Origin of the sequence: Aquimarina penaris (assembly GCF_040786285.1) — a bacterium.
Classification (GTDB): Bacteria; Bacteroidota; Bacteroidia; order Flavobacteriales; family Flavobacteriaceae; genus Aquimarina.
This window is the reverse complement of record NZ_JBFMKQ010000005.1, coordinates 1-23,708: the sequence shown is the minus strand read 5'-3', so window position 1 is coordinate 23,708 and position 23,708 is coordinate 1. Positions and strand designations below refer to the sequence as shown.

At 34.2% G+C, this 23,708-nt stretch carries 22 protein-coding genes and 1 rRNA gene; 12 read left to right on the top strand and 11 right to left on the bottom strand.

All coding sequences use genetic code 11. The features are described 5' to 3' along the window. Positions 1-8: 8 nt before the first annotated feature. Complete coding sequence (locus tag ABW637_RS19685) at positions 9-2,480, top strand: TonB-dependent receptor (protein ID WP_367586440.1); 2,472 nt, start codon at positions 9-11, stop codon at positions 2,478-2,480. 122 nt (positions 2,481-2,602) lie between these two features. Here the strand turns inward: ABW637_RS19685 and ABW637_RS19680 are convergent, their stop codons facing one another. Next, on the bottom strand, positions 2,603-3,751 hold the full coding sequence (locus ABW637_RS19680) for a cysteine desulfurase family protein (RefSeq protein WP_367586439.1): 1,149 nt from the start codon (positions 3,749-3,751) through the stop codon (positions 2,603-2,605). A 264-nt stretch (positions 3,752-4,015) separates the two neighbouring features. Between ABW637_RS19680 and ABW637_RS19675 the strand changes: the two genes are divergently transcribed. After that, positions 4,016-5,017, top strand: coding sequence for a hypothetical protein (locus ABW637_RS19675; protein ID WP_367586438.1), 1,002 nt, complete (start codon positions 4,016-4,018; stop codon positions 5,015-5,017). A 21-nt stretch (positions 5,018-5,038) separates the two neighbouring features. Next, positions 5,039-6,049 carry a hypothetical protein gene (locus tag ABW637_RS19670; protein ID WP_367586437.1) on the top strand — a complete coding sequence of 337 codons (1,011 nt, stop codon included), beginning with the start codon at positions 5,039-5,041 and terminating at the stop codon, positions 6,047-6,049. Positions 6,050-6,054: 5 nt separating this feature from the next. Here the strand turns inward: ABW637_RS19670 and ABW637_RS19665 are convergent, their stop codons facing one another. Together ABW637_RS19665 and ABW637_RS19660 are read right to left on the bottom strand one after the other, a co-directional pair. Continuing rightward, positions 6,055-6,603: a DUF8465 domain-containing protein gene (locus ABW637_RS19665; RefSeq protein WP_367586436.1), complete on the bottom strand. Its 549-nt coding sequence runs from the start codon at positions 6,601-6,603 to the stop codon at positions 6,055-6,057. A 2-nt stretch (positions 6,604-6,605) separates the two neighbouring features. Continuing rightward, positions 6,606-6,815, bottom strand: a complete 210-nt coding sequence (locus ABW637_RS19660) for a hypothetical protein (RefSeq protein WP_367586435.1) — start codon at positions 6,813-6,815, stop codon at positions 6,606-6,608. Between the two features lie 197 nt (positions 6,816-7,012). Between ABW637_RS19660 and ABW637_RS19655 the strand changes: the two genes are divergently transcribed. Together ABW637_RS19655 and ABW637_RS19650 are read left to right on the top strand one after the other, a co-directional pair. Next, positions 7,013-7,285 carry a DUF2752 domain-containing protein gene (locus tag ABW637_RS19655; RefSeq protein ID WP_367586709.1) on the top strand — a complete coding sequence of 91 codons (273 nt, stop codon included), beginning with the start codon at positions 7,013-7,015 and terminating at the stop codon, positions 7,283-7,285. Between the two features lie 12 nt (positions 7,286-7,297). Further along, positions 7,298-7,618 carry a CCC motif membrane protein gene (locus ABW637_RS19650; RefSeq protein ID WP_367586434.1) on the top strand — a complete coding sequence of 107 codons (321 nt, stop codon included), beginning with the start codon at positions 7,298-7,300 and terminating at the stop codon, positions 7,616-7,618. An 80-nt stretch (positions 7,619-7,698) separates the two neighbouring features. Here ABW637_RS19650 and rocD read toward each other — a convergent pair whose 3' ends face one another. The 3 genes from rocD to ABW637_RS19635 all read right to left on the bottom strand — a co-directional run bounded on the left by rocD (position 7,699) and on the right by ABW637_RS19635 (position 10,077). Beyond that, entirely contained in the window at positions 7,699-8,940 is a 1,242-nt protein-coding gene (gene rocD / locus ABW637_RS19645) for an ornithine--oxo-acid transaminase (RefSeq protein ID WP_367586433.1), read from the bottom strand. Between the two features lie 208 nt (positions 8,941-9,148). Beyond that, on the bottom strand, positions 9,149-9,532 hold the full coding sequence (locus tag ABW637_RS19640; protein ID WP_367586432.1) for a DUF6768 family protein: 384 nt from the start codon (positions 9,530-9,532) through the stop codon (positions 9,149-9,151). After that, the gene (locus ABW637_RS19635) at positions 9,529-10,077 is read right to left on the bottom strand and encodes an RNA polymerase sigma factor (protein ID WP_367586431.1); all 549 of its coding nucleotides are present in this window, start codon (positions 10,075-10,077) and stop codon (positions 9,529-9,531) included. Before ABW637_RS19635 ends, ABW637_RS19640 begins: the two co-directional genes overlap by 4 nt. Positions 10,078-10,193: 116 nt before the next feature. On the opposite strand from ABW637_RS19635, the gene rlmD reads away from it, so the two are divergent. From rlmD to ABW637_RS19620, 3 genes are read left to right on the top strand one after another with little or no spacing between them, the layout of a single operon-like run. Beyond that, positions 10,194-11,603 (top strand): 23S rRNA (uracil(1939)-C(5))-methyltransferase RlmD, encoded by a 1,410-nt coding sequence (gene rlmD, locus ABW637_RS19630; RefSeq protein ID WP_367586430.1) that lies wholly within the window; start codon positions 10,194-10,196, stop codon positions 11,601-11,603. A gap of 3 nt (positions 11,604-11,606) precedes the next feature. Continuing rightward, the gene (locus tag ABW637_RS19625; protein WP_367586429.1) at positions 11,607-12,122 is read left to right on the top strand and encodes a DUF6452 family protein; all 516 of its coding nucleotides are present in this window, start codon (positions 11,607-11,609) and stop codon (positions 12,120-12,122) included. Then, positions 12,088-12,804, top strand: coding sequence for a DUF6048 family protein (locus ABW637_RS19620; RefSeq protein WP_367586428.1), 717 nt, complete (start codon positions 12,088-12,090; stop codon positions 12,802-12,804). The genes ABW637_RS19625 and ABW637_RS19620 overlap by 35 nt, the downstream gene beginning before the upstream one ends. 64 nt (positions 12,805-12,868) lie before the next feature. On the opposite strand, the gene ABW637_RS19615 is transcribed toward ABW637_RS19620, so the two are convergent. The 3 genes from ABW637_RS19615 to ABW637_RS19605 all read right to left on the bottom strand — a co-directional run bounded on the left by ABW637_RS19615 (position 12,869) and on the right by ABW637_RS19605 (position 18,435). Then, the gene (locus ABW637_RS19615; RefSeq protein ID WP_367586427.1) at positions 12,869-13,720 is read right to left on the bottom strand and encodes a dienelactone hydrolase family protein; all 852 of its coding nucleotides are present in this window, start codon (positions 13,718-13,720) and stop codon (positions 12,869-12,871) included. A gap of 123 nt (positions 13,721-13,843) precedes the next feature. Beyond that, entirely contained in the window at positions 13,844-17,113 is a 3,270-nt protein-coding gene (locus tag ABW637_RS19610; RefSeq protein ID WP_367586426.1) for a VPS10 domain-containing protein, read from the bottom strand. A gap of 161 nt (positions 17,114-17,274) precedes the next feature. After that, complete coding sequence (locus ABW637_RS19605) at positions 17,275-18,435, bottom strand: THUMP domain-containing class I SAM-dependent RNA methyltransferase (protein WP_367586425.1); 1,161 nt, start codon at positions 18,433-18,435, stop codon at positions 17,275-17,277. A gap of 53 nt (positions 18,436-18,488) precedes the next feature. Here ABW637_RS19605 and ABW637_RS19600 point away from each other — a divergent pair, with 53 nt between their 5' ends. The 4 genes from ABW637_RS19600 (at position 18,489) to ABW637_RS19585 (ending at position 22,863) form a co-directional block, all read left to right on the top strand. Beyond that, positions 18,489-19,220, top strand: a complete 732-nt coding sequence (locus ABW637_RS19600; protein WP_367586424.1) for a class I SAM-dependent methyltransferase — start codon at positions 18,489-18,491, stop codon at positions 19,218-19,220. Next, entirely contained in the window at positions 19,220-19,897 is a 678-nt protein-coding gene (locus ABW637_RS19595) for a ZIP family metal transporter (RefSeq protein ID WP_367586423.1), read from the top strand. Before ABW637_RS19600 ends, ABW637_RS19595 begins: the two co-directional genes overlap by 1 nt. Before the next feature lies 1 nt (position 19,898). After that, positions 19,899-20,327 (top strand): DUF4268 domain-containing protein, encoded by a 429-nt coding sequence (locus ABW637_RS19590; RefSeq protein ID WP_367586422.1) that lies wholly within the window; start codon positions 19,899-19,901, stop codon positions 20,325-20,327. Between the two features lie 265 nt (positions 20,328-20,592). Further along, positions 20,593-22,863 carry a NeuD/PglB/VioB family sugar acetyltransferase gene (locus tag ABW637_RS19585; protein ID WP_367586421.1) on the top strand — a complete coding sequence of 757 codons (2,271 nt, stop codon included), beginning with the start codon at positions 20,593-20,595 and terminating at the stop codon, positions 22,861-22,863. Positions 22,864-22,868: 5 nt separating this feature from the next. Here ABW637_RS19585 and trhA read toward each other — a convergent pair whose 3' ends face one another. Then, the gene (gene trhA, locus ABW637_RS19580) at positions 22,869-23,495 is read right to left on the bottom strand and encodes a PAQR family membrane homeostasis protein TrhA (RefSeq protein ID WP_367586420.1); all 627 of its coding nucleotides are present in this window, start codon (positions 23,493-23,495) and stop codon (positions 22,869-22,871) included. Between the two features lie 138 nt (positions 23,496-23,633). After that, positions 23,634-23,708 (bottom strand): 5S ribosomal RNA (gene rrf, locus ABW637_RS19575); the annotation flags it as partial.

Sequence of the window (23,708 nt, the reverse complement as noted above, 5' to 3'; positions counted from 1 at the left end):
TCTTTTTTTTGAAAAATAAAACCTTACTTCTTTTCACCGTATTTATTACAATAATCAGTTTTTCTTCTGTAGCACAGACCGCAACTCTAAAAGGGGTGATTCTAGGCGAGGATAATTTCCCAATACAAGGTGCTAATATTACGTATAATACCCAGGGAACCGAATCAGATGAAAACGGAGTATACCAACTTAGTATCCCTGCTAATCAAGAGGTTGAAATTATAATATCGCATCTTGGATTAAAAGATGTTCAATTTAAAATTAATCTCGAAGAAGACCAGGAATATGAGCTTAATCCTGTTTTAAAAACCAATGTAGAACAAATAAGTGAAGTCGTAATATCAGGTAGAGAACGAAAAGTAGTAGAAGGAATAACCACCCTGGATCCAGAAACCATTAGAACAACTCCCTCGGCCAATGCTGGTGTAGAAGGATTACTTAAAAGCTTACCAGGCGTTAGTTCTAATAATGAATTAAGTACCCAGTATTCTGTGCGAGGCGGTAACTTTGATGAAAATCTGGTCTATGTAAATGAGATCGAGGTATACAGGCCATTTTTGATTAGATCAGGGCAACAAGAAGGATTAAGTTTTGTGAATACCGATTTAGTGAGAAATGTAGATTTTTCTGCAGGAGGTTTTCAATCAAAGTATGGAGATAAACTTTCTTCAGTTTTAGACATCACCTATAAAAGACCTACTCGATTAGGAACCACTGCAAATTTAAGCTTACTAGGTGGAAGCCTTTCTGCCGAAGGTATTTCTAAAAACAAAAAACTGGCAGCTATCGTAGGGGTGCGATATAGAGATAATAGTTTACTAGTAGATGCCAGAAATACCGAAACTAACTTTCAGCCAAGGTTTGCCGATGTACAAACCTATATTTCTTATAATATCACCAACAAATTTGAATTAGGATTTTTAGGTAATTTAGCAATTAACACCTATGACTACGAACCCTTAAGAGAACAAGTCAATTTTGGAACATTACAAAATGCTCAAGCGTTAACTGTTGTTTATGACGGTGAAGAAAGGGATCGATATGATACTTATTTTGGAGCATTAAAGGGAACCTATCGTGTAAATGACAATTTAACACTAAAATTAATAGCCTCTGGATATCAAACACAAGAACAAGAATATTACGATATCTTTGCATCATACGCTTTAGGTACTGTAAACACCGATATAGGCAGCGAGGATTTAGGAGAAGTAGTGTTTAGTGAAGGTGTAGGTTCACAATTAACGCATGCAAGAAATGACTTAGATGCTCTTATATTTAATGCAGAACATAAAGGAACCTATATCGCAGGCAAGCATCAGTTCGATTGGGGGATAAAATATACGTCAGAAGATATTAGAGACCGATTACAAGAGTATGAAATTGTAGATTCGGCCGGATTTTCTATAAGACCTCCTGTATCAGATTTTGTAAATGACCAACCCTACACTCCTTTTGCTAGTCCGATTGTTCCTTTTACCAATGCCAGAGCTATTAATATGGCAAAAATTGATAGAATTTCTGGCTATGTTCAATATAATATTCGCTCTAACATTAAGGAAACCGAAATTTGGGCTAACATTGGTGTAAGAGCTCATAACTGGAATATTTCTGGAGAAACGGTTAACAGTTCTGATTCTCAAATTGTATTTAGCCCAAGAGGTCAAGTTGCTATCAAACCCAACTGGAAAGCCGACATGATCTTTAGAGCTTCTGGAGGTTTTTACCATCAACCTCCTTTTTACAGAGAACTAAGAGACTCTTTAGGTTCAATACGTCCAGAAGTTAAGGCCCAGCAATCTATACACCTAGTTCTAGGTAATGACTACAGTTTTAAGATGTGGAATAGACCCTTTAAGCTAACTACAGAAATATATTATAAAAAGTTAACCGATGTAAACCCTTATACTATTGAGAATGTACGAATTCGATATCGTGCAAGAAATAATGCCGAGGCTTATGCTCAAGGATTAGATCTTCGACTTAATGGAGAGTTCGTACCCGGTACCGAAAGCTGGGTGAGTTTAGGGTACTTGAAAACTGAAGAAAACATTGATGACAGAGGTTACATTTCCCGACCTACAGATCAAAGATTAAAAATCGGAGCGCTCTTTCAGGATTATGTGCCTTCGATTCCTAATTTAAAGATGTACCTAAATATGGTATATCAAACGGGAGTCCCAGGAGGATCACCTAGTTATGCAGATCCATACGATTTTCAGACCAGATTGCGGGATTATAGAAGAGCCGATCTGGGGATATCTTATGTTGTGGTGGATCAAAACAAAAGACTTCGAGAAGGTCATTTTATAAATGCTTTTAGAGAACTTAGTTTTGGTTTTGAGATCTACAATATCTTTGATAACCAAAACTCTATTACCAATACTTTTGTTAGAGACGCTTCTAGTCAAAGACAATTTGCTATACCCAATTTTTTAACTCCTAGAGTTTTTAACGTACGATTAGGAATGAAATTTTAAGTTTTTTTAAAGTTTCAAATAGTAAACTACCTCGAGGCAAGCCAGCGAGGCATTGGTTGGAAAATAATTTTGATTTCGAGGCAAGCCTCAGAGCATTTAAATCTCAATTGTCGAGTAAAACGTTAATCAATCATAAACTTTTTTAACACGTCTACAACATAATCCACTTCTTCTTTGGTGTTATACTTTGAAAAAGAAAACCGCACCGAAGGTTTCTCTAAATCTTCTTCAGAAAGAATCTCTGTCAGCACATGTGATCCCTTACTGCTTCCGCTTTGGCATGCGCTTCCTTTAGAACAGGCAATCCCATTGATATCTAAATGAAATAATAATATACCTGCTTTTTCCGTAGAGACAGGCAAACAAATATTAATCAAAGTATATGTACTATGCTCATGATCACAGCACTTAGCATTAAACTTAACCCCTTCTATATTCTGCTTAAGGGTATCAATAAAATAATGTTTAAGGTCAATAATATAGCTCTTTTCTACGTCTATGTTTTCATATGCTAAGCGTAGTGCTTCATCCATCCCTGCAATATTATGCACACATTCGGTTCCTGCTCGGTAGCCTCTCTCCTGTTCTCCCCCAAAGATTAATGGTTTTAATCCAGAATTCTTACGAATATAAGCAAACCCAACTCCTTTGGGGCCATGAAACTTATGAGCACTAACTGCAGTAAAATCAATATTTAGTTCATTTAGATTCACTTCTAAATGTCCTATAGACTGCACCATGTCACTATGAAAAAGGGACTCATATTTTTCACATAAATTACCAACTCGCTGTATATCTAATATAGTACCTACCTCATTATTAACATGCATAAGACTTACTAAAGTTTTCTCATTAGAAGTCTTTAGTAAGGATTCTAAATGTTTATAATCTATAGCACCATCCTTGTCTATATTCACGTAACTTACGTTAATTCCAAAACGAGTTTCTATTTCTTGCACCGTATGCAAAACTGCATGATGCTCTATCTTAGACGTGATAATATGTTGAACTTTTAGATCTCTTACTGCACTATTAATCGCCAGGTTATCAGCTTCAGTCCCTCCCGATGTAAAAATAATTTCTGATGCTTTTACCCCAAGGTAATTCGCAATATTTTTACGAGCTTGCTCTATATGGTTTTTAGCCGATCTACCAAATCCATGGGTAGACGATGGGTTTCCATAATCCTCATTTAAAACAGAAACCATTTTTGTAACGACCTCTGGTCGTATTTTAGTGGTTGCGGCGCTATCGAAATAAACTTTTTGCATTAAATTCAATAAATTAATCGTTTAAACAGATATGTGAAAAATTTCTATAAAAATAGGCTATGTTTTTTAAACTATCCTCATTTTTATGGTTACAAAACTAGTTTAAATAAAATTATTTTCAACCAGACTCGTTATAATCTTTCAATTGCTTTACTTTTGTCAAAATTTGTTAAAATATCGACAGGTGTAAACATTCACTTTTTTATGTCGTCTTTACTATAAAACTGATGAGTCTAACACAAAAAATCAATACCTTTTAAATACGTGAAAAAGCTTCTTTACTTTCTTTTTTCTTTAGTAATACTATCATCTTGTGATGATGGCGATATCCTTATTACCAGTTTTGAGTTTGATGATGTCGATCTTCAATTATGCAATGGAGCAAAACAAAATGAGTTCGTTTTTTTTAAGATAAATCAAACTATTAATGAAGCGATTTCGTACAACTTTATTAGTGAAACGTTCTCAGATACAATTGCTTCAGATACTCCCCTATTTATTGAGTTAAATAATGAAACAAACAATTTAATCTATAGACAATTTAATATAGGAATTACTGCAGATTACTATTGCTCCAACATTCCACCAAGTAACATTTTAATAACAGAAGAATTAATCGGTGCATCAGGTACTTCAGAAATAATTACCGAAATTATTGAAGAAGATGATAGTGATGGTGTCGCGGCTGAAGATGAAGGTAATAATGATACCGATAATGATGGTATTCCTGATTTTAAGGATCAAGATGATGATAATGATAATATTTTGACCAGTGTAGAATTATCTAATGGTATCCCAGACAATGATGATCTAAGAAACACAGATGGTGATTCACTTGATGATTATCTCGACCCAGATGATGACAACGATGGTATACTTACTATTAATGAAGATTTTAATAATAATGGTAACCCAAGGGATGATGATTATGATAATGATGGAACTCCTGACTACCTTGACAACGACGATGACAACGATGGGATTCTAACGATCAATGAAGACACCAATGGTAACGGAAACCCTAAAGATGACGATGATGATAATGATGGTATTGCCAATTATTTAGATACCGATTCTGAAAGCGATCAAAACAACGACAACAGTGATATAAGTCCTAGTTTAGACAATACTATCCAAACAACTTTTAGAACTACTGTAACGATTAACAACATTATTTTTAATGGTAGCAACCAAAATTTTGAAGATGATAATTTTTCATTTGGCTTTAGAGATGTTACCATTCCCAAGACCACAAAAAAAATGTAGTCTGGAAAATATTAGTATGATATGAATAAAGTTTTTTGTCTTATAATTTTTACTTTACTATTAACTAATTGCAGTGAAGGAGATATTATTGAAAATGACACCAATTTTGATGCTTCTTTAGAGAATTGTTCGAATCTTAATGATAATACTTTTGTTTTTTACAAGATCGATGATGATATCAATCGTTCATTATCCGTAAATTTCACTAGTCCAACATTTGATATTACACCCGAAGTCAATGATATTTCGGTTACCACTCCAACCACAATAACACTTAATGATGACAGTAATCAATTAATATATAGAGAATTTAGCTCTGCAATTACTGGTTCTGATTATTTCTGTAGCAGCATTCCTTCTAGTGATATTACAATTACTGAAGAATTAATAAGTTCTGATGGGATTATGGAGGTTAGCTATGAGGAATTAGACCCTACATCAAACACTCAAAGAAGATATACCCGTACTGTAGTAGTAAGAAATGCAACATTAATAGGTAACGGAATTGTTATTCGCAACGAGTTATTGGTCTTAGGTAGTGATATAATTGATGCTGATGTGTCTATAGATTTTACCGGAGAGCTGCAAATTTGCCCAGAAACTGTTACAGACACTTTTACTTTATATACTTTGAATGCAGAAGCTAATAAAGCCATTACTCTAGACTTTACAAGCACCACTTTTGAGATCACCCCTTTAGCAGGAAATATCTCTGAAGACCAAATCGAAACTATCGAATTAAGCACAGCTTCTAATCAATTGGTATATAGAGAGTTCGATACTTCCATTCCCGAAGCTGACACAGCAGAGTCTTTATGTAATAATAATCTCCCAGGCTCTATATCTGTAACCAGAGAGCTTACAAGCAATACTGGTTCTATTGAGATAAGTTACCAAGAATTAGACCCTGTAGACAATAAAAGGAGATTTAGACGTACCTATACAATGAAAAATATAGCACTAGAAGGCAGTGGGAACCCTGTACAGATAGAAACACTTGTATTAGGAACAGAAGAAATTAGTATTGAATAATATAATTAATTTGGATTCTGAATAATATAGATTTCCATAGCGCCTAATCCATATTTTTTATAATCGGCATCAGATGTTCTTACATTATCATATCTCCCAAAGAGGTATTTCAGTTCTTCTTTAAGAACTCCCTGACCCACACCATGAATAAAAATTACTTTAGGAATACGCTTGCTAATTGCAAAATCTAACTGTCTTTTTGCCGTATCTAATTGTAAATTAACCATATCATGATTAGCCATGCCTTTAGTCGATTTTACTAACTTATGAATATGCAAATCAACCTCCATTGGTGGTAAATGCCGCTCCTTCGGTTTTGGAGCTGGTCGCTTAGGTTTCTTCTTGAAGATTTCTTTTTCCTGTAGGTTTCTATGCACTTCTTCATAAGAAGGAATAATCATCTCTCCTGATTGAATCTTAACCACTTCGTTGATAAAAAAAGTCATATCAAAACCATCTTCAGTTGCTATAGTAACTTCTTCAGAGTTTATAGAAATTACCTTTCCTGTGATCGGTTCATCTAACACCGATACTATATCGCCAACGTTAATCATAGTTATTCCTCTTCAAAATTTCTATCTGGATTACTTTCTGTCTTAGATTCAATTTTAGAAGTAATTAAAAACAGACCGATCATTAATAATATAACTCCTATACTTTGAATATAGTAATTTTTATTTTCTGAAGAGATTTCACTGATAAGAGCTACTGCACCAGTAATAATACTAACTATACTAATTATTTTTTTTACGTTTTCTCCTTTCATCTACTCTTTTATTCTTTAATCTTTATTAGATGTAATTCACCATAGCGTGTATAAATTCACACCAACTTGCTTGTCATGGTTCATTTTATTGCACAAAAGTATCAAATAATAGTTTTTTAACCTCTCAAATGTTTTAAATAACTTAATTATGTATATTGCATGCATTAATCAGTAATACATTGCCTTTGGAAAAATACATGCTGCCTTGTATAAACAAAAAGATTTTAGGCGTTGATTGTTTAGGTTGCGGTATGCAAAGGTCAATATCTCTTTTATTGCAAGGAGAGTTTACAGCAGCATTTTATATGTATCCTGCCATTTACCCTCTTCTATTATTACTGATGTTTTTAGGATTCAACTTTTTTCTCAAACTTAAATATGGCTATCTAATTAAGACTGGTCTAATGATTACCACTGTGCTCACAATTATTGTAAGCTATATAATCAAAATGAAAATTATTTTTAACTAATCGATTAAAATTATGGAAAAACAAACATTACCCAACTCCACCCTTATCTTAGTTTTTGGTATTCTTTCTATTGTAGGATGTTGTTGCTATGGTTTACTTGGGCTTATTTTTGCCATTGTAGCATTAGTTCTTGCTAAAAAGGCAACGGCTTTATATACAGAAAACCCTGAGCTATACGAAGGATACAATAATGTAAAAACTGGTAAAATTTTAGCAATTATTGGTTTGATACTAAGTGCAATCTATTTAATTTTCGTGATTATCACATTCGCTACTATTGGAATGGAAGGGTATCAGGAAATGATCGAAGAGATGGCTCGAGGATATCAATAAGAAGCGGGAAATTAATGATCGAATATATAATAAAACCTCGCAATATGCGAGGTTTTATTTTTAAATAATTTTATCTGTTTTTACTCAAACTCTTTTAATGTTTTGGTAATAATACCAACACATTCTAGTAGTTGTTCTTTACTCATAACTAATGGTGGTGCAAAACGAATAATATTACCATGTGTTGGTTTAGCTAAAAGACCATTTTCTTTAAGTGCCACACAGATGTTCCATGCTGTTTCACTTTCTTCAGAATCATTGATTACTATCGCATTTAACAATCCTTTACCTCTCACTAAATTCACAATTCCTGAAGTCTCTATATACTTATTTAACTCGGATCTGAATAGTTCTCCCAGTTCAAAAGCATTTTCTGCCAGTTTTTCATCTCTCACAACCTCTAAAGCGGCAATCGCTACAGCAGCTGCAACAGGATTACCTCCAAAAGTACTTCCATGATTTCCTGGTTTAATCACTTCCATAATATGATCATCTGCGAATACTGCAGAAACCGGATATGCCCCCCCACTTAATGCTTTACCCAGAATTAAAACATCAGGTTTTACATTCTCATAGTTTACAGCCAATAATTGGCCTGTACGAGCAATCCCAGTTTGCACTTCATCGGCAATAAACAATACATTATGTTTTTCGCAAAGTGCTTTAGCTTTGGTTAAATAATCTTCAGAAGGCACATAAACTCCAGCTTCTCCTTGTATAGGTTCTACTAAAAATCCTGCTACATTTTTATTATTTTCTAGTGCGTTCTCTAACGCAGCAAGGTTATCATATTCTATTTTGATAAATCCAGCAGTATAAGGTCCAAAATTCTTTCTTGCCACAGGATCATTGGAGAATGATATTATTGTAGTAGTTCTTCCATGAAAATTATTCTCACATACTATAATCTGAGCTTCATTTTCAGAAATACCTTTTTTCTCATATGCCCATTTTCTGCATATTTTTAGAGCGGTTTCAACTGCTTCTGCACCAGTATTCATGGGTAAAAGCTTATCGAAACCAAAATATTCGGTCGCAAACTTCTCATATTCTCCAAGCTTATCATTATAAAACGCTCTTGACGTAAGCGTTAACGTTTGTGCTTGATTAACCATTGCCCCAACTATTTTGGGATGACAATGTCCTTGATTAACCGCAGAGTATGCGCTTAAAAAATCATAATACTTTTTACCTTCTACATCCCATACATAAACACCTTCTCCTCTGTTCAGTACAACGGGTAAAGGATGGTAATTATGAGCTCCATACTTATTTTCTAAATCAATTGCTTGCTGAGAAGTTAATTTTTCTAAAACAGCCATTTTTAATAATTTAAATTGATAAAACAACCATTCCTTCTGTACCTTTATCCTTTCGAAAAGACTCGAAAATTCAGCGTGGGAGAGAAATCATCCCTAAGAGAATTGCAAAATTAATAAAACTTTAGCGAATTATTAATTTTATGCGCAATAATACCTCAAAATTTTATTTTCTATGAAATAGAAGCTGATATTCTAACAGAATCTCATTTTAAGATACTTTCGAAGCTAAAGAAGATATCTGAAGTTCTAACCTCTTAATTTCTCTTAACAGTGCATTTTTATCCATCTGCATCCAGGAAAAAAGCTTAAGCATTATTACAAAACTCATACACGTAAATCCGGCAACAGACCATTTGATAAGTTCATTAGTAGCATCAGTATTTAAAAATTGAACGATACAATACACTAATAGTCCAAATGCTATTACATGTACAATATTCATTATTATAATGATCCAACTATTTCTCGTTTTAAACAACCCTCCAATCATCTCTAAGAGATTCTGCTCATCTAATTCATCATAAAATTTAGCCTCTTCCTGAGTTAGCGTTTCTTTAATTAATCGATCAATGTCTTTTATGTCATTTTTCATAATTTCTGTTTTTTAAGAATTAATTTTAATTTTTCTCTGGCATTAAACAAACGGGACTTAATGGTACCCGTCGATACATTCATTATTTCGCTTATCTGTTTAATACTATACTCTTCTATATAAAAAAGGTTAAGCACGATCTGTTGGGTTTTTGGTAGTTCTTTTATTGATTTTCTTAGCTGAACAACCACCAATTCATTAGTATCATGATCGATAGTGCTTCTATGATTCTCTTTGTGGTAAGAATTTAAATTCACTAGCTCCTTTTTGTGCTTTCGTTGCCAATCAATCGCATTACGAGTAACAATAGTTAGTGCCCAACTTCCAAAACTGTTTGGATCCTTAAGATTATGAATTTTTAAAAGTATTTTACTCCAACTGTCCTGAACAACATCTTTTGAGGCCTCTATATTATTTGTATACCAATATGCCTGTTTACACAACCTAGGATGCCATCTTTTAACAAGAAGCGCCATTGCTTTCCTGTTTCCGGATTGGCATTGCATTACCAACAAAGAATCAAATATCTTATCGGTTGTTGTCATAGTAACCTTTATATTATAGACGTCGAACTATTAAATAGGTTCATTTTTTTTATTTCTTTTTATAAGATATATTGAATAATTAATAAGTATATGCTTTCTATTCTTATTTTTGCGCTATGGCAAGAAAAAATCGAAGACAAATCTTTGAACATATCGAAGTAATTGACGCAGGCGCAAAGGGAAAAAGTATTGCCAAAGCTCCTGACGGAAAAGTGATATTTATCAACAATGCAGTTCCTGGTGACGTGGTAGATATACAAACCACTAAAAAGCGCAAAGCGTATTATGAAGGATCAGCAACTGTATTTCATAAAAAATCGCCTAAACGAGTAGCACCTACTTGTGCACATTTTGGAACCTGTGGTGGATGCAGATGGCAATTTATGGGATATGAACATCAACTGGCATATAAGCAACAAGAAATTGTAAATAATCTTACTCGATTAGGCAAAATTGAGCTACCAACGATAACTCCTATATTAGGATCAGATGATCAGTTTTTCTATAGAAACAAAATGGAATTTTCTTTTAGTGATAGCAGATGGCTTACTTTAGAAGAGATCCAGAGCGGAACCGAAATCAAAAGTAGAAATGCATTAGGTTTTCATATGCCGGGAATGTGGGACAAAATTCTTGACATAGATACATGTTATTTACAAGAAGATCCTAGTAATGATATAAGAAATAAAGTAAAGACTTTTGCCACAGAAAACAACCTGTCTTTTTATAATGCCAGGAAACAAGAAGGTTTTCTGCGCACCTTGATGTTACGTATTTCATCTACAGGAGAAATTATGGTGCTTATCCAATTTTTTAATGAAGATGAAGAAAAAAGAACATTATTACTGGATTATATTGCCTCAGAGTTTCCCGAAATCACTTCGCTGCAATATGTAATTAATTCTAAAGGAAATGATACTATTTATGACCAGGAAGTAATTTGTTATAAAGGAAAGGATTTTATCGAAGAAGAAATGGAAGGGTTACGATTCAAAATCAATGCAAAATCCTTTTATCAAACTAATTCAAAACAAGCCTACGAATTATATAAAGTTACTCGGGATTTTGCTAGTCTTACCGGTAACGAATTGGTATATGATTTATATACAGGAACGGGTACTATAGCACAATTTGTTGCTAAACAAGCCAAAAAAGTTATTGGTGTAGAAGCTGTACCAGAAGCGATAGAAGATGCTAAAGAAAATGCTCGAAACAACAATATAGACAATGTAGAGTTCTATGCCGGTGACATGAAAAAGGTGTTTACAAAAGAGTTTATAGCCAATCATGGACAACCAGAAGTTGTAATTACTGATCCACCAAGAGATGGTATGCACAAAGATGTAGTAGCACAACTATTAAACATTTCACCAAAAAAAATTGTGTACGTAAGCTGCAATAGTGCAACACAAGCACGTGACTTGGCGTTATTAGATGAAACATACAAAGTAACCAAGGTACAGCCTGTAGATATGTTTCCGCAAACGTATCATGTAGAAAATGTGGTTTTATTAGAAAAAAGATAATATATGAGAATATCAAAATATCTGCTATTACTATTAACTTCTATATTCATATTATACACAAACTCTAGTTGTGAAAGAGATGATATCTGTGCAGAAGGTACTCCTACAACCCCCCTTCTAATTATTAAGTTTATTGATTTTGATACGGGTACCGAGATAAAACCTCCGATAGAATTACAGGTAAAAGCAGTAGATGTAGACAGTCCTTTTACTTTAGGCACGGTAACCGATTCAATCATCATACCGCTAAAAACAAAAGAATCTATTACTGACTACGAATTTACTATAAATTCAAATTTTGAAAATGACTCTATACCAGAAAATACCGATACGGTTAGTTTTCAATATACATTAGAAGAAGAGTATGTGAGTAGTGCTTGCGGATTTAGAGTTAATTATATAGGCCTTACAGCATCTCCTCCAGAAGTAGGCAATGACGGTAGTTGGATTAGAAATATAACAATACAAAGAGAAAACGTAACAGATGAAACAACTGCACACGTATTTATTTTTCATTAGTATTCTACTAGCCACAGGTATTCAGGCACAGGAAGAACAAGAAAAAATTACCCCTAAAGACACTTTGCCTCCAGCTGAAAAATATGGGTTTAGAGTAGGAGTTGATCTTGCCAGATTAATTCGTACAGCTGTTGATGACAAAGTATATTCGGGATTCGAAATTGTAGGTGACTACAGGCTATATAAGAAATTTTATATTGCAGCAGAAGTAGGTAACGAATCCTTAAAAAGAGATGAAGAAAATATTAATGTAGAAGGATCTGGTAGTTATATTAGAGCTGGAGTAGACTATAATGCTTATGATAACTGGTACGGTATGCAAAATAGTATTTATGTTGGGTTGCGTTATGGTTTCTCTAGATTTGATCAAACCTTAAATGAATATTCGGTATTTACCGGCACAAATTATTTTGGAGAAAATAGAGTAACAACCCCAATAAAGTCTGATATGCTAACTGCCAGTTGGATCGAACTGGTTTTTGGTATTGAAGTAGAAATTATAAATAATCTATATCTCGGAGCCAATGTATCATTAAGAAGTTTAGTCAGCGAAGAAAAACCAGATACATTTGACAATCTATATATTCCCGGATTTGGTAGAACCAATGACTTTAGTGACATTGGTGTTGGTTATGCATATACAGTAAGCTATCTAATTCCTTTTTTCAAGAAGAAAAAATAAATACTATCAAAAATAAGACCTGTCAGGTTTATTTAGTACCTAACAGGTCAGGATCATTGAACATTTAATTTTCTTTGAACGCCTCTTCTAATAACTTTTGAAGTTCTGCCCATGATTTTTCATCTGCCTCTTGCTGATACGCTAGTGGCATATCAAATTTTTTAGCTAATGAATCTGCCGCCTTACTGGTAAAAGAATGAGTTGCATTTTCGTATGCGATATATTTATAATCTGCTTTTACACTATCCATTGCTTTTTTATAAGCATCAACAGTTTCTATCGGTATAAAAGGGTCTATTGCACCATTACAAACCAATACTTTCGCTTTAATATCTGCTGTGGGCATGACAGGAAGTTGTACACCACTATGAAAAGCAGCAACAGCATCCAAATCTACTCCAGCATTTGCCATAGTAAGAGCAACACTCCCTCCAAAACAATACCCTATTGCAGCAATCTTGTCTGGATCTACAGACTCTTGTGCCTTAAGCATTTCTAAGGCGGCATTAAATCTAGCAGTGGCTGTCTCTATATTACCCATAACACTCATAGCAAATTTCCCGGCATCATCGGGATGAGCTGCTTGTTTACCATCACCATACATATCGATAGCTAAGGCAACATACCCCAATTCTGCAAGCATATTTGCTCTTTCTCGCACATAATCATTATGTCCCCACCACTCATGAACTACAATAACACCCGGTCTTTTTTCGGTTGCATTTTCATTAAAGACCAAATACCCTTTCATTGATAAGGTATCTACTTTATAGGCTATTTCTTCACTTTTTAATTTTATAGTTTTTTCGGCTACAACCTCGGACTCTTCTGTTGCTTCTGTAGTTTCTTTTGTTTTATTGTCTTTGCAACTTATGATCAAAAAAATAAGTAAACCATACATTGTGAAACGTCTCATAAAAGTTAGTTTTAAGATTAGATTTAATTTGTATTAAAAATAAAGAATTTCATTCTTAAAACCGCCAAAAATTGCTTCCGCAATCTATCGGAAGAAAAATGGCAGCAAAATATAGCATCTAATTTACTCCTCGACATAAGGTGCTCCAGCCTCTCGCAATGCTTTCGACAGCGAATCGGTTTCATTTTTTAAACCGTTGTATTGCGTAGTCATTGTACTTATTAGAGTATTGATAATCTGCATGGTTTCTAAATGTGTACTAGTCGGCCCATAGGTAGAGCGATCTACTCCCCTGTAAATGGCAAACATTCGATCACCAATGGTGGGTTTAGTCTTCTCACCTACTTGTTGCTTGGATTGGTTTCCTCGAAACGCTGTATTTAAATTATCGAAACGCTTTTTTAAAGCAGAAAGTCGCGCATCTATATCGCCAGGAGCGGTATTCGCTAATTCCAAAGCTCTATTCATAGCTTTAAGCCGTTTCTCGATCTTACTTATCTGTATATCTAACGTAGAAACTTTTCCTTGAGCTTTCTCAAAGTCTCTCCAGAAAGTTGAAGCTTCTTCGGGTGTTGCTCCTTTTAAAACACCTTGACGCATTTGCTTTACTGTAAAGGATATCGGATCTGAGAGTGGCGTCACTTTCCCGTCAATAACTTTAGACAATGTAGCAGTATACTTACCTGGTACCGCCATAAGTCCTCGAGGAGCTCCAAATGGAAAATCTTGCTTTTTTAGAGTGATTGCATTAGTTGCAGGATAACGAAGATCCCAAGAGACTCTATGAAACCCCTTGGTAACAGCCCCATTGATCCTACGAATAGTTTTTCCGTTACTATTGGTGATTGTAAGTACAATTTGTGGTTTAGGTTCGGTACGTTCGGCTTCTACTTTATCCCACCCAGGAAATGCAATATCTTTACCCTTGTTTTTCTTTTCGGATTCTTTTCGTTTTTCTTCAGCAGTTTTTAATCCATCTTTTAAATAATAGGTAAATACTGCTCCAAAATCCGGATTTGGTGCTACATAGTGAGACGCGCCCTGGCTTCCTCTTTTATCATCAAAACTAAGATTTGGTCTTGGGATATACCACCATGCATCACGAGTCGGAAACAATATAGCCTCTTCCTTTAATTTTGCTTCAGAGATAGTTCTTAGAGTAGTGTAATCATCAAACACAAAGAATCCCCTTCCGAAAGAAGCGCCTATCAAATCATTCTCCTTTCGTTGTATGGCCAAATCTCTAAAAGAAATGGTTGGCATATCGCCTTTTAACTTTATCCATTTGTTCCCGCCATTTACAGTAAAATAAATTCCAAATTCTGTTGCGGCAAAAAGCAGATTAGGCTGTACATGATCCTGAACAATACGCCAGACTAATGTTCTTTGTGGCAGATTGCCTTTAATAGATTTCCATGTACGCCCGTTATCAGAACTCTTTAATAAATAGGGATTAAAATCTCCATACTTATGATTGTCCAAGGCTACATACAAGGTATTGGCGTCAAAAAGATCTGCTTTTATATCATTTACAAAAGCTGTAGCCGGAACACCAGGCAATGTACCTACATCAATTCTGCGCCAGTTACTACCTCCATCTTGTGTTGCTTGTATAATTCCATCATCTGTTCCTACATACAAGACTCCTTCTTGTTTCGGAGATTCTGCAATAGAAGTAATCGTATTATAATTAGACATTGCTAAGAAATCCCAGGGCGCATCCCAGGATTGTTTCTTGCCCATTATATTTAATTCTATTCGTTCTTGATTTTTAGTCAAATCTCCTGAAATAGCGGTCCATTTATCCCCACGATTGTTTGATCTCCAAAGCCGTTGCGAAGCAAAGTAAATACGTGCAGGATCATGTGCACTAACTAAAATTGGAGCATCCCAATTAAAACGCTCAAAACTTTCATTGGCTCCTGGTTGCGGCTGAATATCGATCACTTCGCCCGTACTTAGATCCACACGAGAAAGATTCCCTTCTTGGCGTTCGGCATACATAATGTTTGGGTTTCCTGGTTCGGTAGCAGGTTGATGGCCATCCCAGTTTAAAACTATTTTCCAATCAGAGTTTTGGATCCCATGTACATTATCTGTTCTTGATGGCCCTCCTTGAGTACTATTATCCTGTGTACCGCCATAAATATTATAAAATGGTTCTGAATCATCTACAGCAACTTTATAATATTGCGTTACCGGAAGATTATCGATAAAGTGCCAATTTTTGGTAAGATCAAAAGTTTGATACAGCCCTCCATCAGTTCCGACTAAAATATAATTCGGATCGTGTTTCCTAAAAGCAACTGCATGGTTGTCTCCATGTTTATGATCTCGATTCATTCTGGTAAAAGTCTTTCCTCCGTCTTCTGAGATTTGCATACGTGAATCCACAAGATATAACCTTTCGAAATGGTGTGGAGAAGCATATAACTCTTGGTAATAATGCGGTCCCGTAGCTCCTGCAACGGCATCAGAGCGTTTCTCCCAGCTAGTTCCTTTATCGCTAGATCGATACACTCCTCCCGTTCTTCGGTCTAACTCAATAGCCGCATACAGGATATCTGGATTTTGTGGTGAAATTGCCAATCCGATCTTACCCATCCAAGACTTGGGTAATCCCTCTTTAAGTATTGACCAGGTTTCTCCACCATCTGTACTACGGTGAATTCCTGATCCCGGTCCGCCTCCCATATACGCGGCAACAGTGCGATGTCTTTGCCAGGTTGCAGCATATAGTTGATCAGGGTTTCTAGGGTCTATAATCAAATCGGTAACACCGATCCATTGATTATCTCCCAAGGTTTTCTTCCAGGTTCTTCCTCCATCAATTGACTTATAAAGTCCTCGTTCTCCCCCTTTTTTCCATAATGGACCTTGTACCGCTGCCCAAATCACATTAGAATTTTCGGGATGTATTATGATCTTAGAGATATGTTCTGAGTTCTTCAATCCCATATTCTCCCATGAGGCACCACCATCATTGCTTCGATAGATACCATCTCCATACCCTACATGACGTCCTCCTACGTTTTCTCCTGTTCCTACCCAAATGGTATTATAATTATTGGGATCTATAGTTACACAACCGATAGAATACGAAGTTTGATCATCAAAAATGGGTTTCCATGTAGTTCCAGAATTTACTGTTTTCCATACTCCCCCAGATCCGACTGCCACATACCATATATTTTCATTCTTAGGATGAATAGCAATATCTGCAATTCGCCCTGACATAAAAGCAGGACCAATATTTCTTAATTTTAAGCCCGAAAAAACAGAATCTGAAAGTGTAGATTGTGGTACTTGTTTCCCTTTAGATCGTTGCCCAAAAACTGAACAAGAAAGTAATAATAAAAATACTGTAAAGAAGTGTGCGAATTTTGTTTTCATATTGACAGGAAGATTAGTTATTTGTTGAGTTATGAGCAGAAAATTATTGTTATTTCGACAATAATCTCTTAACAAAAACATAAAACTACCTACCGCCCAATTGATTTTAAGAATTAATTAACCTAAGGGAAATTAACGACCAAGAAATCTGTTCTTACAATTTATTTCTGTTGAAACTTTGTTCTTTTACTTCCGGCATACATCTCGTATTTAACCAAACGCGATTCAAGCTTACCATTAAAGATTTTTATTTTTCTAGAAGGTCGTAGGCCTACATGCTTTAATGCTTCAAGGTTTCCTGTAATAAACCATGCGTTAGTACCTGGGTAATTTTTCTTCAAAGTATCCCCGATTTGCGAGTAAAATTCTTCTATATTAATTTCTAATCGTTCATCATAAGGTGGGTTAAACACCATATGTAACGGCCCTTCTACTTGCTTTTCGGATTCAAAAAAATCGGCCTCTTTAATAGTAATGAAATCAGTAAGATTAGCATTTTCGATATTAATATTGGCTTTTCGTACTGCAGAATATTCTTTATCAAATCCAATGATTGAATGATGAAAATCTCTTGTTTTTTTAAGACATGATTCTTCAATTTTTTCAAATAAATCCATATCCCAATCCAACCATTTTTCAAAAGCAAATTCCTTTCTATTTAAGTTTGCCGGGATATTACATGCAATCATAGCCGCCTCGATAGCCATAGTACCACTACCGCACATGGGGTCTAAAAAGTCACATTGTCCATCCCAACCCGAGAGTAGTAGTAAACCAGCTGCCAAAACTTCATTAATTGGAGCAATATTAGTAGCCGTACGGTATCCTCTATGATGTAATGACCCCCCAGAACTATCTAAAGATACGGTACACAGATCTTGTTGAATATGCACATCAATAGAAAGATCGGGATAATCTAAATCAACACTAGGTCGCTCTCCTGTTTCATCTCTAAACTTATCTACAATAGCATCTTTTGTTTTTAACGCTATAAACTGAGAATGATTAAACAACGTAGAGTTTACCGTAGCATGAATAGCAAAAGTATCTTCTGTATTCAAATACCCTGACCAATCTATACTTTGAATGAAATTATATAAATCTTTTTCGTCTCTAATTCTTTTTGAAGTAATAGGCTTCAAAATTTTTATAGCTGTTCTCAAACATAGATTGGCTTTATACATAAAACCTGTATCCCCATAAAAACTAACCATACGGTTTCCTGCTGTTACTTTTTCTGCACCTAAATTTCTAAGTTCTCTTTCGAGAACTTCTTCAAAACCAAAAAGGGTTTTGGCTACCATTTTAAATGAATTACTCACTATCTTCGTATTCGCTATAATTAAACCGCAAAAATACATTAATTTTGCGCCCTATGCTAAAAGATTCAACAATGTGGTATGCATCATGGTTTGACACACCGTATTATCATATATTATATAAAGATAGAAGTCATACTGAAGCAAGGGATTTTATGGATAACCTAACTCATTATCTAAGTCTCGAAAAAGGCGAAAAAATTCTAGATCTTGCTTGTGGAAAAGGTCGTCATAGTATCTATCTCAACAAGTTAGGATATGATGTTACCGGAGTAGATCTCTCGAAAAATAGTATTGAGTATGCTTCTCAGTTTGAAAATGAAACTTTAAAATTTAGAGTGCATGATATGTGCCGCCCTTATTCTGAAAAATTCTCAGCTGTTTTTAACTTATTTACCAGCTTTGGGTATTTTGACAAAGAAGAGGATAACCTTAGTACTATAAAAGCAATAAAGTCTGACCTTAATGAGCGTGGTTTTGGGGTTATTGATTTTATGAATGTAGACTATGTTATCGACAATCTTGTCCCAGAAGAAACTAAAGAAGTGAACGGAATACTTTTTAAAATAAAAAGATATACTCAAGACGGATATATATTCAAAGAAATCAGGTTTAGAGATAATAGTGAGGATTTTTTCTTTACAGAACGAGTAAAAGCGATAAGTCTAGCGGATTTCGAAAACTACTTTAACAAAGCTGATGTTAACTTACTAGATATATTCGGTAATTACCAATTACAAAAATTCAACAAAAATACTTCACCTCGACTTATATTAATATTTAGATAGTGCATAATTACATTTTATCCATATCGGCGGTTTTTATAGGGGCTTTAATTGTCTTTGTTTTCAAACCTTCAAATCAGAAAAACCTAAAATTGCTCTTAGCATTTAGTGGTGCTTTTCTTTTGGCAATTACTATTTTTGACCTCTTACCTGAGGTGTTCGAAGATAACCCCTTCGCAAAACGCGCAGGTGTTTGGATAATGATAGGGATATTGCTTCAAAAAGTGCTCGAATATTTTTCTAAAGGAGCAGAACATGGTCATATCCACTTGGATAAAGAGACTTATCAAATACCCAAGTTGCTTTTTATCAGTTTAGGCTTGCATGCGATACTTGAAGGATTTCCAATACATCACACCGATGGTATTCTTATTGGAATTATTATTCATAAAATCCCAATCGCTATGATCCTAACCACCTTCTTGTTGAATACCCAAATTAAAAAAACGACCATAGTTCTAACATTAACCGCTTTTGCTCTAATGACACCATTAGGAACTTTTATGAGTGAATATTTAGGCGCAATTCAAAACTATTATAAAGAAATTACTGCATTGGTAATCGGTATATTTCTTCATGTATCTACCACTATTTTATTTGAAAGTAACGAAGGGCATAAATTTAACATCTCAAAACTATTGGTAATTCTTGTTGCCACAGCCACGGCATACCTTATATAATATGTTTAGTAAAGAAGAATCTAAAAAAATAAGGGAAGAGTTCTGGACTAGCTTCGGAAAGCAATACCCTAAAAAATGGTTGTTGTACAACACTAAAATAAAAGATGTAACTTTAAAATTCACCTTTACTACAAAAAAAGCTCAAGTATCAGTTGACATAGAGCCTTACGATGATATAATCAAGGCGTATTATTATGACAAATTTGTAAGTTTAAAAAATATAATTATATCAGAGTATGTAAAGGACATTATCTTTGATGAACATTATGAGTTAGATAATGGTAAAATTATCTCAAGAGTATATGTAGAATTACAAAATGTAAGTATTCATAATAAAAATACCTGGGACTCTACAATGACATTTTTAAATGACAACATGCTTACCCTTGAAGCTTTTTTTATAGAATATAAAGACTTCATTTCACAATAAAACACTTTGTTTGTTGTTTTAGTTAGCGTACGAAATTTAATATATGTTCAAAAGCCCTCTAGTTATTGAGAATAATAGAATTTATTGATCAATATGGCATCAAAAATTTACAATATAATAAACAATTTAGCAATAGATTTAAGAAAACTTAATACTCTTACTTTCAATACATTATAAAATTATTAAAAAACACAATTATAGATATTTATCTATATATTTGTAGCGCACAAATTATTTTAGGAACAATATTTAGAAGAAATTAACCATGCTTGATAAGGAAGGGCTTACAACACAACCTGGATCCTCTGATAACTCATCTAAAAAGGTATCTGAAGTTAGGCTATATGGCGCTGGCGGTCACTCGCAAGTCATTAAAGAAACTTTAGGTTGCGAAGAAATTATTGTTAATGAATATTTTGATGACAATCCAAAGCGAAAACACTATTTGGTACCAGAAGTATACAAAGGTGTTAGGCAAAATATAGACTCTTTTCCGCATCAAGGTCCTCCGTTTATTATTTCGGTCGGAAACAATCGTGAACGGTTAGAAATTGCACAAATGTTGAAAAGTGAGTTTCATACTGCAATCCATGATACAGCCATTATATCCCCGCGAGCATCTATCGGAGAAGGAACTGTAGTATTTGCAGGAGCAATCATTCAACCAAATACATCCATAGGAAAGCATGTAATCATTAATACTGGAGCAAGTATTGATCATGACAATAGTATAGGTGACTATGCACACATATCCCCACAGGCAGCACTTTGCGGTCATGTAGAAATTGGCGAAGGTACTCATGTTGGTGTAAGTGCTTGTGTTATACCGCAAGTAAAAATTGGTAAATGGTGTACGATAGGAGCTGGTGCCGTAGTTATAAAAGATGTACCAGATTACTGTACAGTCGTTGGTAATCCAGGCAAAATAATAAAAACGAAAAAGCCATATCGATCAAATCAGAAAAATGATGTTGTTTTTATTGGCTCTGGCATATCTACATCTTTTACGATTATTAAATTATTAGATCAGTATGTAGACAGTAAGCTTCCATTAAAATTATCAATTGTAGAAAAAAGCAATGAATTTCATACAGGTATACCTTATGGATATCGTTCTACAGACACTACTTTATTGATTAAACCTCTTTCTCAATTTTTACCTTCTAAAGAGTTAGGTTATTTTATCAATTGGCTTACATTGAATAAAAAATCACTAATTGAAGATGCCATAGTACAAGGGGGAAAATTAACTCAAGAGTGGTTTAATGACAATTATGATTCAATAGAAAACAACAACTGGGAAGAGCTTTATATTCCTAGAATTTTCGTTGGTAGATACATTTCAGAAGTAGTAGAAAAAAAGATACAAACAGCGATTAGCCAGGGGATATTATCGATAGATTATAGTAACGATGAAGTTGTTACTGTAGATAAATTACCGGATGGCTATTCGGTTCATCTTAAAAATAACTCCTCACCTTTATTATCCAGAAAAGTTGTTCTTGCAATTGGGTCTGCCCCAAATCGTAAATTATTTTCTGTAAATGATATGCTTATATCTAAAGATAATGGGGTTTTGATTGAAGAACCATACGAACCAAGCTTAAAAATAACCATTAATCAAATTAAAAAATTCATTGATACAAAACAAAAACAAAAGATTAATGTATTAATAATTGGTACTAATGCCAGTGGTATAGAGTTAATGTATACATTAAACGATTATCCAGAAATTGAAGCAAGAATTAATCAATTTTATACATTGTCTCCCCAGGGTAAGTTTCCTGATGCAAAAATAGATATGGATCCCTCTATAGAGTTTATTCCAAAACATCTTATACAGCTAGCAAAACAATCAAAAATAACCGCTTCTGATATAGAAAAAGCTGCCCAAAAAGATTTAGATCAAGCAGAACAGGACAACATTAGCTCTATTTATACAATACATCCCATATCTGAAGCATTCGGTCCTTTATTAAGCAAACTGGATCTCAAAGAAAAAAGAAAATTTGCTACTCATGTAGGGAATGAAATTGGTAAAAGACAGAGAGAAGCAGGATCACACTATTCTAAAGTGATTCAAGATCTTCACGCTCAACACCGATTAGTTAATATTTCGGGTAAATTCTCGGGTATAGTATCAAGCAATACAAATGGACTTCAGTTTGCCTATGAATCAAAGAATGAAGTTATTGAACATGAAGAGTCCGTAGATATTATAATAAATTGCTCAGGAAGTTGTGATATTAAAAGTGTGCAAAATGAGAACACTTTAATCAGTAGTTTAATCAGCAATACAATATGTAAAATAAATCCTTCTAATAGAGGTATTACAGTGAACAAGTCTCTAGAAGCCTCTGAAGGGTTTTATGTTATCGGACCATTACTAGGAGGAAATTTAATAGATCAAAAACCTGTATGGCATGTTGAACATGCGGGTAGAATCTCTTCTTTATCGGAAAAATTGGCTACTATAATCTATAAAGAACTATCAACTAATATAGAAATAGATCAAGAAGATCTTGTAAAAGTATAATCACTTTAAATAATATACCTGTATATAAATAGATAATGATAAATACTTCCTGCTAAGACAAAAAGGTGCCAAATTACATGGCTAAATGGCATTCTTTTTAAAGCATAAAAAATAATCCCTATAGTATACGCCAAACCACCAAACATTAAATAATTAATTCCTTCAGAACCAACTTTATTGGTTAGCGTATCAATATCAAAAATGATTAGCCAACCCATTATTAAATATAGAATAATGGACAAAATTTCAAACCTTCCTGTAAAGAATAGTTTTAATACAGAACCAAATATTGCTATGGACCAAACCAATGAAAAAAGTAATACCCCTTTACTGTCGATTAAAGCAATTAAAGTGACAGGAGAATATGTACCGGCGATTAGCAAATATATACTAATATGATCCATAATTCTGAATTTCTTCTTAAGCTCAATTTGAGAAGAATAATGATACGCTGTTGAAGCAAAATAAAGGATCATTAAAGAGCATGCGAATAGTATAATTGAAAAGCCACTATACTGTGTCTTATTAGAATCAGAAGTAAGTAATATAAAAAACCCAGGGATTGATAAAATAAATCCAAAACCATGAGTTATCCAATTCCACCTTTCTTCTATTTGGGATTGTATTTTCATTAGCTATAAAAAGAGCAAAGCTATAAAATATCAAATCAAAAAATCGTAATAAAGTAGAAAAGAAATCCATTCATTTTCTAAGTCTATTATTTTTCGTGCATAAAAAAACCCTTCATTGTAATAATGAAGGGTTTTCAAGGAAGGCGGCGACCTACTCTCCCACGATTGTAGTACCATTGGCGCTAATGGGCTTAACTTCTCTGTTCGGAATGG